General features: G+C 34.4%; 11 protein-coding genes. 9 read left to right on the forward strand and 2 right to left on the reverse strand.

Annotation, left to right across the window (positions count from 1 at the left end; all coding sequences use genetic code 11):
• Positions 1–15 precede the first annotated feature (15 nt).
• From M0051_RS03280 to M0051_RS03290, 3 genes are all read left to right on the forward strand, one after another.
• Complete coding sequence (locus M0051_RS03280) at positions 16–543, forward strand: hypothetical protein (RefSeq protein WP_306740110.1); 528 nt, start codon at positions 16–18, stop codon at positions 541–543.
• Positions 527–1,072 (forward strand): PepSY-associated TM helix domain-containing protein, encoded by a 546-nt coding sequence (locus M0051_RS03285; RefSeq protein ID WP_306740111.1) that lies wholly within the window; start codon positions 527–529, stop codon positions 1,070–1,072. Before M0051_RS03280 ends, M0051_RS03285 begins: the two co-directional genes overlap by 17 nt.
• Before the next feature lie 164 nt (positions 1,073–1,236).
• Entirely contained in the window at positions 1,237–2,280 is a 1,044-nt protein-coding gene (locus M0051_RS03290) for a hypothetical protein (protein ID WP_306740112.1), read from the forward strand.
• Between the two features lie 380 nt (positions 2,281–2,660).
• Here M0051_RS03290 and M0051_RS03295 read toward each other — a convergent pair whose 3' ends face one another.
• The gene (locus M0051_RS03295; RefSeq protein WP_306740113.1) at positions 2,661–5,009 is read right to left on the reverse strand and encodes an ABC transporter permease; all 2,349 of its coding nucleotides are present in this window, start codon (positions 5,007–5,009) and stop codon (positions 2,661–2,663) included.
• Positions 5,010–5,020: 11 nt separating this feature from the next.
• Positions 5,021–5,731: an ABC transporter ATP-binding protein gene (locus tag M0051_RS03300; protein ID WP_306740114.1), complete on the reverse strand. Its 711-nt coding sequence runs from the start codon at positions 5,729–5,731 to the stop codon at positions 5,021–5,023.
• Positions 5,732–5,958: 227 nt separating this feature from the next.
• Here M0051_RS03300 and M0051_RS03305 point away from each other — a divergent pair, with 227 nt between their 5' ends.
• The 6 genes from M0051_RS03305 to M0051_RS03330 all read left to right on the forward strand — a co-directional run bounded on the left by M0051_RS03305 (position 5,959) and on the right by M0051_RS03330 (position 15,050).
• The gene (locus M0051_RS03305) at positions 5,959–7,335 is read left to right on the forward strand and encodes a sigma-54 dependent transcriptional regulator (protein ID WP_306740115.1); all 1,377 of its coding nucleotides are present in this window, start codon (positions 5,959–5,961) and stop codon (positions 7,333–7,335) included.
• Between the two features lie 4 nt (positions 7,336–7,339).
• Positions 7,340–8,683 (forward strand): PAS domain-containing sensor histidine kinase, encoded by a 1,344-nt coding sequence (locus M0051_RS03310; protein ID WP_306740117.1) that lies wholly within the window; start codon positions 7,340–7,342, stop codon positions 8,681–8,683.
• Between the two features lie 82 nt (positions 8,684–8,765).
• Entirely contained in the window at positions 8,766–9,341 is a 576-nt protein-coding gene (locus M0051_RS03315) for a TetR/AcrR family transcriptional regulator (RefSeq protein WP_268189725.1), read from the forward strand.
• Between the two features lie 183 nt (positions 9,342–9,524).
• Complete coding sequence (locus M0051_RS03320; protein ID WP_170150579.1) at positions 9,525–10,604, forward strand: efflux RND transporter periplasmic adaptor subunit; 1,080 nt, start codon at positions 9,525–9,527, stop codon at positions 10,602–10,604.
• Positions 10,601–13,663, forward strand: a complete 3,063-nt coding sequence (locus tag M0051_RS03325; RefSeq protein ID WP_306740118.1) for an efflux RND transporter permease subunit — start codon at positions 10,601–10,603, stop codon at positions 13,661–13,663. The genes M0051_RS03320 and M0051_RS03325 overlap by 4 nt, the downstream gene beginning before the upstream one ends.
• 10 nt (positions 13,664–13,673) lie before the next feature.
• Positions 13,674–15,050: a TolC family protein gene (locus M0051_RS03330; protein ID WP_282014468.1), complete on the forward strand. Its 1,377-nt coding sequence runs from the start codon at positions 13,674–13,676 to the stop codon at positions 15,048–15,050.
• Positions 15,051–15,117 lie beyond the last annotated feature (67 nt).

Raw genomic sequence — 15,117 nt, forward strand, 5'->3', positions numbered from 1 at the left:
TCCTTAATCCAAAAAATGATGAAATACTTAAGTTTATTGGCAATATGTCTTATGATGTTGTCATGTAATTCAGTTCAAAAGGAAAAGACTGAAAAGAAAGAAGTTGCTCAAATCAAACAAGCTGCTTTAACAATTGAGCAAGTGATGCAAACTGCTGCCGATAATGTTGGCAAGGAAGTTTACTTTCAAGGTACCGTAAATCACGTTTGCGCTCACTCAGGCAAGCGTTGTATTCTAAAAACTGCCGATGGCAAGTTATCTATTAGAGTTGAAGCAACTGGTAAATTGGAAGGGTTTACAAAAGAACTTGCCGGAAACGACCTTACTGTAACAGGAACTTTACGAGAAAAGAGATTGGATACTGACTATATCGACAAATGGGAAGCTGATGTGAAAGCAAAACATGTTGATGAGGAAAAAGGAGAACACTGCAGCTCTGAAATGGCTAACATAAAAGAGATGCGTGACTGGATGAAAGAAAATAACAAAGATTATTATGCAATCTACTATGTAGACGGAACAGCTTATGAAATTGTGGAGTAAGAAATTTTGGAGAAAATGGCTTAGATTGATTCATCGTGATTTGGGCTATTTTTTTGTAGGGATAACTATTATTTATGCGGTTTCGGGAATCATTTTGAATCATAAAAAAAATGGAGAAGATCCGGCATACCGTACCATCAAGCAGAATTATAAACTGGAAGCCAATTTAAGTCCGGATCGACTAAAAACTTATTGGGGGAATAATTTCGTGGATTATCAATTGAATAGAATTATTCCTAATTCCGAAAATTACGATGTTTATTTAAAGGGTGGTTTAGGTAAATACGACCCTATGAGTGGAGAATTGGAATTTGAGGTGTATGAGAAAAAGCAGTGGGTTTATTTTATGAATAAACTTCATTACAATAGCAAAAAGGGTTGGACTCTTATGGCTGATATTTTTGCTGTTGCCATGCTTTTATTTGCACTCTCGGGCATGTTTATGGTCCCGGGTAAAAAAGGTATTACAGGAAGAGGGAAGTGGTTAATGGCCATAGGTATTATCCTCCCTTTCCTATTTTTCCTATAAAAATGAGGTGCTGAGAAATCAGCACCTTTTTTTATGCAAATTCATAAATTGTCAGGAAGATTCCTTTGGAATGATAATTGATCAAAGAAGGCGAAAACAATTAATGACTATTTTATCAATCAAAATAATCCGTTAAATTGTCAAGCCTTAAAAACATTAGTACCATGAATAAAATACTACTAGCCCTAATTTTAGTTCTGATGCAGTTTAGTTCAATGAGTCAGAATAAAGAATTGAAAAAATTGTATTCGAAAGGGAAATACGATCAGTTAATAGAGAAAGCTCAAACCTTATTGATTGAGAATGATTCTGATCCTGATTTAAACTCGATTTTAGGAAGAGCTTATACCAATTCAAAGCAGTTTACCAAGGCCATTCCATATCTTGAGAAATCGATGTTAAGCGATTCTGCCAGCGAAGAAATTAAGGCTCTTAGTAAGGCTTATTTGGCCAAATGCTATTTTGTAACTGGCGATAAACAAAAAGCGATTACTTATCTAAAAGAATGTCAGAATGTCAGAACTTCCAAGGAGGCAAGTAAATATGCATACCGTTACCTAAATTTGTTTCAAACAGGAGTTTATTATCAAACTTGGGAAGTTGTGGAATCCGAAAAAATAAGATTTCATTTTCAGGATAGGCAAAAATTACAAAATGCCGATACTTATATGGAGCGCCTAAAAGTAAATTATAATAGGATGGCATCATTTTATGGAATTGATACTCCGAAAAAAGTAGATGTATTTGTTTGGCATGATAGGGATGAGGCCTTTCGTAAGTTTAATCGACCTTTAGGATTTTCTAATTCAGATCTATGTATTGTGAATGTTTGGGATCAGCAAGAAAAGGATCACGAATTGTGCCATATGCTAACCAAAATGGTATTAAAACCAAAATCTAAAAGCATGTTATTGGATAAAGGTTTGGCTGTGTATTTCGATACCATGGATAAAAATCTTTTTGCAATTGCAAGAAAACGAGTGCCAAAAGAGAAATTTTCACTTCTTGAATTGTGGGAACAACCTACCAGGTACGAGCGCGACTTAAGTTATCCGGTTGGAGCTGCTTTTATTGAATTCTTGTTGAATAAAGCAGGAAAAACCAAGCTGAAAAAACTTTTGGAAAATCAAACCATAAAGAATGGGAGAGAGGTTTATCCTGATTTCGAGAAGTTGGTAAATACTTTTGAGGCAATGTTAATGAGATAAATTAAAAACGATAGAAAAATACCCTTTGCATGCTTGCAAAGGGTATTTTTTCACAAAAGAATATACTTCTCACTCATGCGAAGCATTTTTTATTTCTGTAGAATATATTTCTCATATATGCAAACTATGTTTTATTATAAAAAAATATGCATTGCAGACTTGCAAAGCATATTCTACTACAAAATAATATACTTCACATGCTTGCAAAGTGTGCTCTACCGGAATTGAATGTACTTTACACGCTTACGAAGCTTATTTCACTACAGAAAAAAGTGCTTTGCAAGCTTGTAATCTATATTTTTTCATTTTAGCACAGAAAAAACCGTTCTGATTATTAAAATCAAAACGGTTTGGTGTGTTTGTAAAGGTATTGGGTTAAATTACTCGTATTTTAAACTTACAACAGGATTCTTTGTTGCAGATTTCCAGGATTGATATGCTACGGTTATGGTTGATATGAATAGCAGCAGTATAAACACGGCAATAAACAACCAGAATGGGAAATCAATTCTAAAAGGATAATTGTGGAACCACTCTTCCATAGCAAAATAAGTTATTGGCCAGGAAATTATCGAGGCAATTAGAATCCATTTGCTAAAATCTTTACTAAAAATAAGAATCAGTTGCTTTATTGAAGCACCCAGAACCTTACGAACACCAATTTCTTTAGTTCGTTCCTCCGCATTAAATGAAGCCAAACCAAATAATCCAAGACAGGAAACAATGATTGCCAATATCGATGCGTACAATAAAGTGCTAATTGTGGCTCTTTGACCTTCATACAAATTGTCGTAATGGTCATCAAGGAAATTGTAAATCAATGGAAATTCTGGATTGTATTTACTGCAGATTTTCTGAATTTCCTGAACTGCTTTTGTTGCATTTCCTTCAACGTAACGAACAAATAAGAATCTTGGATCGTCGCATAAACGAAGTAAAAAAGGTTGTAACTTGCGAGTGTTTGGCGTACAATGGTAATCCTTAACAACACCAATAATTCTTAAATCTTCGTTATTCCCTGTGTGAATCATTTTATCAATTACTGATTCATCCGAAATCATTTTGGCAAATTTCTCATTGATGATTACACAACTCGAATCTGCAGCAGGATTATCAACATTAAATGGTCTTCCTGAGTGAAATTTTACTTTGAAAACATCAAAGAATTCTGCATCTACATAAGGATAAGTTATCAAAGGTTTGAATTCAGGATCTTTACCTTCCCAATCTTCACCCCATCCATTTGAAAAAACAGAGTATGGAATATGTGAGCTGTAGGATACATTCTCGACAAATGTATTTCTCATTAATTCACTTTTTATTGTCTCTATCTTTTTTTGCATCTGTTGATTAATATTAACCGAGATGACATTGTCCTTATTCAAGCCAATATCCATATTGGCAAGGTAATTGGTTTGTAATACAATCGTTAATGTGCAAATAAGTAAGGAAGAGGCTAATAAAAACTGCATTACAACCAAAATTCTTCTAAAGCGATTGCTTCCTTTTCCTCCTGAGAATGTACCTTTTAATACCATAATTGGATTAAAGGAGGATAAATAAAAAGCAGGATAAGCTCCAGCTACTAGTCCTGTTACCAAGGTAACTCCTACAATAATCAACCAAAATTCCACTGATGAATAATCAAGAATAAGGTGTCTGTTCATTAAAGAATTGAATTGTGGTAAGAAAAGGTGTGCCAGAATGATTGCGAAATTTGCCGATATGATTGTAATTAGTAATGATTCCCCAATAAACTGCTTGATCAATTGTGGATAAGTAGCTCCAATTGCTTTCTTTAGACCAATTTCTTTGGCTCTTTTAGCTGCACGCGCAGTAGAAAGATTCATAAAATTGAAACAAGCAATAATCAGGATAAAAATGGCAATCATAAAAAACATCTTAACCTGGGTAATTTTGGTTGGAGAACCATCAAGATAGTACAGGTGTCTTTTAAGCAATGGAAATAAGAAGGCATATTTTTCACTTTCCTTATCAACATGATCGATATAAAATTGATCTAATTTTTCGTTTAGTGCGCCAATATCCGTTCCTTCAGCAATTTTTGCATATCCAAAATAATTGTGCGAACCCCAATTTTCAGACCAAGGATTTGCCTTTCTCATCAATTCAAATGGCATTAACAACTCAAACTTTATTGATGAATTACTAGGGATATCCTTAACAACTGCAGTAACTGTAAGCGGTTGTCTATTGTCAATGTTTACTGTTTTACCAATTGGGTTTTCATTCCCAAATATTCGTTTTGCTGATTTTTCAGTTAGAACCAAAGAATTAATATCATTCAAACAGGTTTCCATATTTCCTTGTAGTACAGGAAAATTGAAAATTTTGAAAAAATCGGGATCAGCACCTTTAATGCTTTCATATTGCTTTTTACCATTGTATTCAAGAAGTAAATTTTCGCCCCAAGCATTAAAATGTGTTGCATATTTTATTTCTGGGTATTTTTCTTTTAGGGCATCAATTAATGGGGTTGGTAAATTTGGCATTGCATTTCGTTTTCCATTCCAGGTCTGATAGTTTCCTACCTGGTACACGCGTTCAGCATCATTATGGAATGTGTCGTAATTCATTTCATGATCTACCCAAAGCAATAGCAATATGGTACATGCCATACCAATAGCCAAACCTACGATGTTGATAAAACTGTATCCTTTATTTCGGATCAAATTTCGATATGCAATTTTAAGATTGTTAATAATCATGCTTGATTGGTTTAAAGGATTTCAGTTTGAACTGCTTTATTAACTTGTTGTTTGTGATTTTCGCTAACAATATGGCCGTCGAATAGTTGAACGGTTCTGCTTGCTCTTTCAGCATCGCTACTCGAGTGAGTAACCATTACAATTGTGGTGCCTTCCTGATTTAATTCAGAAAGCAAGTCCATTACTTCTCTACCATTTGCTGAATCAAGATTTCCGGTTGGCTCATCGGCTAAAATTAGATTTGGATTCGAAACTACCGCTCTTGCAATTGCCACTCTTTGTTGTTGTCCACCCGATAATTGTTGTGGAAAATGTTTACTCCTATGATCAAGTTGTACCCGCTTTAGTACTTCTGCAACTTTTCTTTTTCGTTCCGATACTGGTACTTTTTGATATACCAAAGGCAATTCAACATTTTCATAAACACTAAGTTCATCAATCAAATTAAAACTTTGGAAAACAAAACCTATATTTGATTTTCTCAATTGAGTTCTTTGTTTTTCAGTATAATGTGCAACTTCATTTTCTAGAAATCTAAAATTGCCTGTTGAAGGATTATCGAGCAAACCAATAATGTTTAGTAAGGTTGATTTTCCACAACCCGAAGGTCCCATAATGGCAACAAATTCGCCTTTCTTTATGTGTAGATTAATATTTGATAAAGCTAAAGTTTCTACTTCTTCAGTTCTGAAAACTTTACTTAAATTGGATGTTTGTATCATGATTGTCTTTTTTTATTAAGTTCGATGTTCTTAACGCTATACTTGTGCCAAAAATCGTAACTTAAAGAAAAAGAGAGTGTAAGATGCTTTATGGTGTTTGAGTTGAATTTAAACTGTTTCAAAATCATCCATTTGTTGTACCAAAATGGAACAATGCTTTATCTGAATATAATGTTTTGTATTATTTTTATGCGTCATGAATGATACGAATATTATAATTATTCCTAATGAAGAAATATGGTAAACTGTTAATAGTTGATGACAATAAAAGTGTATTAAGCTCATTAAAACTCTTTTTAAAGCATCATTTTGAATTGTTGGATACTTGTTCTAATCCCAACCAGATACCAGGTTTGGTTACAAAAGACAAGTATGATGTAGTGTTGTTGGATATGAATTTTTCTGCCGGAGTGAATTCTGGGAATGAAGGATTGTACTGGCTGCGTGAAATCTTAAAGCTCGATACTTCATTGGTAGTAATCTTATTTACAGCATATGGCGATGTTAATTTAGCAGTTAATGCCATGAAAGAAGGAGCAACAGATTTTATCTTAAAACCTTGGGATAATAAAAAATTGTTGGCAACACTTCAAAGTGGTGTTGAGTTACACAGAACTAGAGTGCAAGTAGAAAAATTAGAGCAACAAAAAAACTATCTGCAAAAAGATTTGAATCAACAGTTTGTAAATATTATTGGAGAATCGGATGCCATTAAGGAGGTTTTAAGTACGGTTAAAAAAGTTGCTGCTACAGATGCAAATATTTTAATACTTGGTGAAAATGGAACTGGAAAAGAGTTAATCGCCAGAGAAATTCACCAATTGTCAAGCAGAAAAAAGAATATCTTCTTGGGTGTTGATTTAGGCGCTTTAAGCGATAATTTATTTGAAAGTGAATTGTTTGGACATGTTAAAGGATCGTTTACCGATGCGAAAGAGGATAGGATTGGAAGGTTTCAGGCAGCCAATAAGGGAACAATTTTCCTGGATGAAATTGGAAATTTATCCATGCCAATGCAAGCCAAGCTTTTATCGATTTTGCAGAATAGAGTGGTTACACCAATTGGTTCAAATCAACAAGATGAAATAGATGTAAGACTAATATGTGCTACAAACGCAAATATTCAGAAATTGATATCGACAGATCGTTTTAGAGAAGATTTGTTATATAGAATCAATACCATCACTATTGAGTTACCGCCTTTGCGTGAAAGGGACAATGATGTATTGATAATTGGAGAGTATTTTTTGAAGCAATTTGCGCAAAAGTATGGGAAAAAGTTACCTGTAATTCACCCGGAGGCTAAGGAAAAGCTTGTTAGCTACTCATGGCCTGGGAATATACGAGAATTGCGTCATTGTATGGAACGAGCCATTATTTTAACTGATTCTGAAGTTTTACAATCTAAAGATTTTCATTTGGAACAAAAGGATTCCCATGTTAGTTTTGGTTCAAAACCGATGAGTTTGGAAGAGGGAGAACGAGTTATTATCGAGAATTCATTAAAAAGAAATCGTGGTAATATTAGTCAAGTAGCGAAGGAGTTAAATGTTGGTCGCCAAACCCTATATCGCAAAATTGAGAAGTATAACATTTTACACTAGCCAAATGATTTATCGTCGACTTTATATTGTTGTAATTGTAAGAGTATTAGGGATATTGGTAAGTAGTTTAGTGTTGGCATTTGTCTGGTATGAATATCGTGATATTGTATTGTTGATTAATTTGCTAGCATTACTAATTGTGCAGGTTGTATTATTTATTCGGCGCTTGAATAAAGTTAATCGCGACTTGGAACATTTTTTTAGTACGGTTCGAAATAGCGATACAAGTGTGAAGTTTAGCTCGAATCGAACAAAGGAATATCAGAACTTATACAAACAATTTGATCTAATCAATAAGGATATACTTGGGATAAAAATTAAGAATCAAAATCAAGATCAGTATTTTAAGGTTTTGGTAGAACATGTTGCCATAGGATTAATTTCTATCGATTCCAATGGAAAAGTATTGCTTTTTAATAAGGCTGCACAAGATATTTTCAATAGAATTCATTTGTACAGACTTGAAGATTTGGATAGGATTCAAGAAGGATTAAGCGATGTGATTCATGAAATTGAACCTGCGCAAAAAAGGCTAATTTCTCTTCATAGAAATAATGAATTGGTTCAACTTGCTATAAAAGCAAGCAAATTAAAGTTGAGTAGACAAGAGATAAAACTGGTTTCCTTTCAGAATATTCAGCAGGAACTTGATGAAAAAGAATTGGATGCATGGCAGAAGCTGATAAGAGTTCTTACACACGAAATTATGAATTCGTTGAGTCCAATAAATTCATCAATTGGAACCATATCCGAGATTTTTAGAAATAGAAAACAAGAGGGCGGACAAATTAACCAAGAAGAAAGTGAAGATGTTGTAACGGGGCTCGAAATAATAGAGGAGAGAACTATTGGTATGGTTGATTTTGTGAGTCGTTTTCGGGATTTAACTCTTCTTCCATCACCTAAATTTAAACAGGTTAATTTAGTTGATCGTGTAAATCAAATACTCAAACTGTTGAAGGAGAATTTACAATTGGAGAACATTCAAGTAAATTTGGTTCATCCAAAGAATGGTGTTGAAGTTAATGCAGATCCTGCAATGCTCGATCAAATATTATTAAATCTCATCAACAACTCAATTCATGCATTAAGAGCTTGTGACAACAAACAAATTGAGATTCGGGTAAGTGAATCAAAAGAGCCAAGTATAGATATAGAAGATAATGGATGTGGTATATCTGAAGAAAATAGAGAAGAAATTTTCACGCCATTTTTTACAACCAAGGAGAATGGATCGGGTGTTGGTTTAAGTTTATCACGTCAATTAATGAAATTACATAAAGGATCATTAACCTTTACTTCTCAGCAAGGAAGTCCCACAATATTTAAGATTCAATTTAACTCATAAATAGTGTTAAAAAATCTAAAAATAAATTTGAAAATCAAAATAACACCTATATTTGTACTGGGAATACCAAAAGAGTTCAATTATGGCAAAAACAGATAAGATAGAAATTAAGGAGAGAGTGACAAATGTTGCCTATGAGATGATAATGAAGTTTGGACTTCGTGGTTTAAATATGGTTGAACTGGCTAGGGAGTCTGGTTTGGCAAAAGCTACACTATACAAAATCATTGGAACTAAGGAGGATTTAATCAGGCAAATTGCCTTTCGAATATTCGAAGTGAATTTTATTAAAATGCTTGAGCCTTTTAGATTAATTGATGATCCATCAAAGGCTACCCAAGAATTTCTTGATAATTATTTTGATTATGCAATTCAGGCGCAGAAGATTTTAGTTCAACAGATTTATAGAGAATATCCTTTGATTGAAAAAGAGGTGGATCAGGAATTTAAAGTGGAGACAGAGTTTGTGATTCAACGTTATAAACAATGGCAGAGCGAAGGGCTAATAAGGCAAGATATTAATGTTGATTATTGTATTGATGCATTGCAACATTTAAATGAGTTTTATGTGGTAGAAAATTATTCGGAAGAAGAGACAATTGCAAGGCTTCGAGCATCATTTACATGTGTTTTAAGAGGCATGGGTATCGAAATTTAGATAAATTTAATTTATAGTTTAAGGAGTATTGTTTTATGCTTCTTATTTTTGTGATAAAAATGAACTAAGTGAACTTTAAAAGTTCAAAAAAGTAATTTGAATGATGTTGGAGTAAAAATGCTCCATATATTTTTTGTATAAAAATGAACTCTATGAACAATGTGAGTTCAAAAGGTGGTAAAAATGAAAGTAATAAAAATTTCTAATGTCTTAATTCTGCTGTTTGTTATTTCGGCAGGTCTTTTTTCGTGTAAAGACAAAAAAGAGAGTAAGAAAGAGCTTATTCAGCCTGTGAAGATTTACAAGGTGAATGCAAACGGAGATGAGCAGAATAAGAAAGTTTTTACGGGTTTTGTGAAGGAATCCAGAGAAGTACGATTGGCTTTTCAGGTACCGGGACCTTTGGTTAAATTGAATGTTGATCAAGGCCAATTTGTTAAAAAAGGAGAAGTTATTGCAGAACTTGATAAGAGAGATTTCATGGTAAAGCTGGAATCTGCCAATGCAAATTATGAAAATGCTAAGCTACAAGCAGAACGTTATGCTGCTTTGTATGAAAAAAAGAGCACTTCGAAAAGTGTTTATGACCAGATGCAAGCAGCTTATAAGTTAGCTAAAGCACAAAAAGAGGCAGCAGAAAATGCTTTAAGAGATACTAAAATTTATGCCCCTTTTACAGGTTACATACAAGGAATGTTTGTGGAAAACTTTGAGAAAATAGGAGCAGGACAGCCTATTGTTTCAATTTTAGATTTAAATAATCTGGAAATTACAGTTGCCTTGAGTGAGAATGATTTCTTGATGCGTAACTCATTTGATTCCTTCACATGTAAGTTTGAAAACTTTAAGAATACTGATTTTGATTTGAGTTTAATTGACATTGAAAGAAAGCCTAATGGTGATAACTTCTTTAAAATGAGATTAAAACTTGATGTTAATAAAAAGCAAGTTGTTCCGGGAATGGTGGCTAGTGTGACAGTTTTTATGAAAGCTGACGGAGAAGAAAACTATAAAGTTCCGGTAGAATCAGTATTTAGTGATAAAGGCAAATCTTACGTTTGGATTTTTGATAACACAAAAAAATGTGTACAGCAAAGAGAAGTTAAAATGTTAGGTTTTGATTCTAATGGAATGGTGAATTTAAGCAGGGGAATTTCCAATGGCGAAATGATTGTTGCAGCAGGAGTTCATTCTTTACGCGAAGGTCAAAAAGTGAAAATATTGGTAAGGAAGTCTAATACCAATGTAGGAGGTCAATTATGAATTTTACAGAAGCAGTATTAAATCAGCGAAAAGTATTGCTGTTTGTACTAATCGCTTTGACTATAGGTGGGGTTTTTTCATTTTTTAAGATGGGAAAACTTGAAGATGCTGAAATTAGTGTAAAATCTGCATTGGTAATCACTAAGTACCCGGGTGCATCGCCGCATGAGGTCGAACTTCGAGTAACTGATGTTTTGGAAACCGCTATACAGGCAATGGATAATATCGATGATATCGAATCACGATCTATGGCAGGATATTCCGAAATTACAGTGAATATTAAAAAATCGGTTAAAAGTAAGGAGTTACCACAATTGTGGGATGTACTTAGAAGAAAGGTTAATGATATCACACCTGCTTTACCACAGGGAGCTTCAAAGCCAATGGTTGTAGATGATTTTGGTGATGTATATGGGATATTCCTTGCATTAAGTGGTGATGGTTATTCGGGAGAAGAGTTGCAAGATTATGCCAGATACATGAAAAGAGAATTGCTCTTGGTTGAAGGTGTAAAAAGAATTAATCTTTTTGGGGAACAGGAAACCTGCATTAATATTGAGCTTTCACAAGAGAAAATGGCATACCTGGGAATACATCCTGCTAATGTTATTCAAATCTTGAATCAGCAGAATGGTATGGTAAATCCGGGTAGCTTGAAAGTTGGTGGAGATAGAATTCGAATTGCATCAGATGGAAGCTTTCATGAATTGGATGATTTAAAGAATATTTTGATTTCGGCAAACGATAAAAATCCAATTTTCTTAAAAGATATTGCCCAGGTAAAAGAAGATTATGTGCGACCATTTACAAGAAAAATGAAGTACAATCAAGTTCCTGCAATCGGACTTACCATTGCCATGGAAAAAGGTGGCAATGTGATTGAATTAGGTGAAAGAGTTCAGCAACGAATTGATGAATTAAAATCGAACGTTCCTGTTGGTATCAACATCAATCGTGTTTTTTATCAGCCAGAGCGAGTAAGTGTAGCCATTGAGCAATTCATGATAAATCTGATTGAATCAGTTTTAATTGTAGTATTTGTTTTGTTATTGGCAATGGGATTTCGAACCGGACTTTTAATAGGAAGTGGTTTGATATTTACCATTTTAGGAACATTCATTATCATGTTAAGCGTCGACATTACACTACAACGTGTAAGTCTGGCAGCCATAATCATTGCTATGGGTATGCTGGTGGATAATGCAATTGTAATTGCCGATGGAATTTTGGTGGACTTGAAAAAAGGCTTGAAACGAGATGAGGCTATGAGCAGAACATCCAAACAGACGGCAATGCCTTTGTTAGGAGCTACGGTTGTTGCGATTCTTGCATTTTTGCCTATTTACCTTTCACCAGATAGTACAGGTGAGTTTTGTGCAAGTTTGTTTCAGGTAGTTGGCATCTCATTATTTCTAAGTTGGATTTTAGCATTAACACAAACCCCATATTTTTGTGATCTTTTTTTAAGAGGCAAAAAATATGAGAAGCAAGAAGGTGAAGAAGCACAAACGGATCCTTATGACGGGAAATTTTATCAGAAGTTTCGTCACTTTGTAAAATATTCTCTTCGACACAAAACGATGATTTTGGCTGTTACAGTCTTGATGTTCTTTTCGGCTGTGTTTGTATTTAAGTATGTGAAGCAATTGTTTATGCCTAATCTTGAATACAATCAATTTATCGTTGAATATTGGTTGCCCGAAGGTTCGGATATTGAAACAGTAGAGAGTGATCTAAATGATCTGGAAACTTACTTGTTAAAGCAGGAGGATGTTCTTAATGTTACTACCAGTTTGGGTTCAACACCTGCTCGTTACACTTTGGTTCGACCGTTCAATAATAGTCATGCAAATTATGGGGAGTTGATAATCGATACTAAGGATTATGAAACCACAGTTCGATTTGGTGCTGATTTACAGGAGTTTTTAGATGAGAATTATTCATGGGCGAGAGCTAGGGTAAGATATTATTCTCCTATTTCAACAGAGTCGATGATAGAGGCTAAATTTTCAGGACCAGATCCAAAAGTCCTACGAGAATTGTCAGAAAAGGCGGAGAGAATCATGAAGGACGAACCAATTGCGGTGAAGGTAACCAACAATTGGAAGAATCAGGTTAAGGTTTGGAACCCTCGTTTTTCTCAGGCACAATCACGAATTACCGGAATCAACCGTTCCGATGTTTCTAATGCTTTGGCTTGTGCTACCGATGGATTGGCCATTGGAGTATTCAGAAAAGCAGATGATATATTACCTATCTATTTAAAGACAACAGTTGAAAAAGATAAGTATGTTGAATCTCTTGAAAATACACCGGTTTGGGGAGCTAAACCTCAAAGTATTCCATTGCGACAGGTAGTGTCTGATATTGAAATTGAGTTTGAAAATCCGGTAATCAAAAGATACGATCGACGTAGAGCAATAAAAGCCCAGTGCGATCCGGCACCAGGATACAATGCCCCTGATGTTTTTAATAAAGTTCAAGAGAAAATTGAGGCAATACCACTGCCTGAAGGTTATGATTTAGAATGGTTGGGAGAGCATAAAAACAGTGCTGATGCGAATGAAAATATAGCGAAGTTTTTACCATTGGCATTTTTATTAATGGTCATCATTATCATGATGTTGTTTAACAACTTCCGTCAGCCAATTATCATTTTAACAATTCTACCACTGGCATTTATCGGAGTTAGTTACGGTCTGTGGTTAACTGGCAAGCCATTTGGATTTATGGCTGTATTGGGAACCCTTGGACTAATGGGTATGATGATTAAAAATGCAGTGGTTCTGCTCGATCAGATAAATTTGGATATAAGTGAAGGGAAAGATGTATTAGTAGCAATTATCGACTCTGCAGTATCCAGAATGCGTCCGGTAATTATGGCATCATTCACAACAATTTTAGGTATGATTCCTTTAATTCCAGATGAACTGTTTGGAGGAATGGCTGTTGCGATTATGTTCGGATTGTTAATAGGATCAATTATTACATTAATTATTGTTCCAGTATTGTATGCGGTATTCTATCGTGTAAATACTAAAGAAGTTATGGATTTATAATACACTTTTTATGAAATTATTAAAATTCAAAATATATACTATTCTTGCTGTTTCCCTGATATCATATCAAGGAATTGGGCAGGAGAAATTATCTCTTCAGGAAAGTAGAAAGTTGGCATTGGAATATAACCAGAGAATAAAAATTGCAGAAGAGTTAATTTCAGAAAGTCAATCGAATGTAAAGTTTGCATATACGCATTTCCTGCCTAACCTTAGCGCAGAAGGAAGCTATAGTTATTTACATGATATTGATGATATTTCTTTTCCGGGATTTTTTCTGCCAACCGCCAGTAGTTTGGATGAAGCAAAATTGGGAAACTTTACAGGTACAAGTGATGTTTACTTTCCCGGTTTAAATCTTGAAATGGGAAATATTGATTACTATTCTGCAAATTTGATTTTAAGTCAACCTATATATGCAGGAGGTAAAGTTAGAAGCAATTACAATATGGCCAAGTTAGGAGCCGATTTATCGGTATTCAATCGAAAACTGGAAGCTTCTGATGTTATTCTTGAAACCGATAAGGCATATTGGAATCTTGTGTCGGTAAGAGAAAGAGTTAAAGTGGCTGAAAAGTATGTTGAAATGTTGAATCAGTTGGTAACTGATTTGAAGAATGCTTTTGACTTAGAATTGACTACAAAAAATGAATTGCTAAAGGCCCAAGTGCAGTTAAATCAGGCAAAACTTGATTTGTTCAGAATTAAAAATGCTCATGTGCTTTCTCAAATGGCATTGTGCCAGGTAATTGGTAGAGATTTAAAAAGCGAAATATCAGCTTCTGACACAATTATTTTAGTTGAGAATAAACATGTCGAAACTAATTTTATTCAGAAGGCAATGCAACAAAGACCAGAAATTTTGATGCTTGGAAAGCAGGTGGAAATAGATAGGCAAGAAGAAAAAAGTACACTTGCCGATTATTTGCCACAGTTGGGTGTAGGAGCTTCTTATGGTTATACAAGTAAAATCGAAAATTTGATGGATTCACGCCAAAACTTATCTGTTCAGGCAAGTTTAAAGGTTCCTATTTTTCACTGGAATGAAAGAAAGCATAGGGTTGCAGCAAAGAAATATCAGACAAAACAACGTGAGCTGCAATTAGACAGAACTAAGGATTTGGTTAGCCTTGAAGTGCAGCAGGCATATTTCAACTTGCAAGAAGCATACGAGCAAAACAAATTGGCTCGAATATCAATGAATCAGGCCGAAGAGAATGTTTCCATAACCAGGAATAGTTTTTACGAAGGTTTGGCCAATGCCACTGAAATGCTCGATGCGCAAGCATTTTGGCAACAGGCACATACCGAATTAATTGATGCAAAAATCAATTTTAAGCTAAAAGAATCGGGTTTCCTAAAAGCAATAGGAGAATTAGCAGAGTAAAATAGTGGGAAGAGAGAGGCATGAATTACATATGGGATGTTGTTGATTGGTGGTTCTTTCAACCTTG

Origin of the sequence: Marinifilum sp. D714 (genome assembly GCF_030851345.1) — a bacterium.
GTDB lineage: Bacteria > Bacteroidota > Bacteroidia > Bacteroidales > Marinifilaceae > Marinifilum.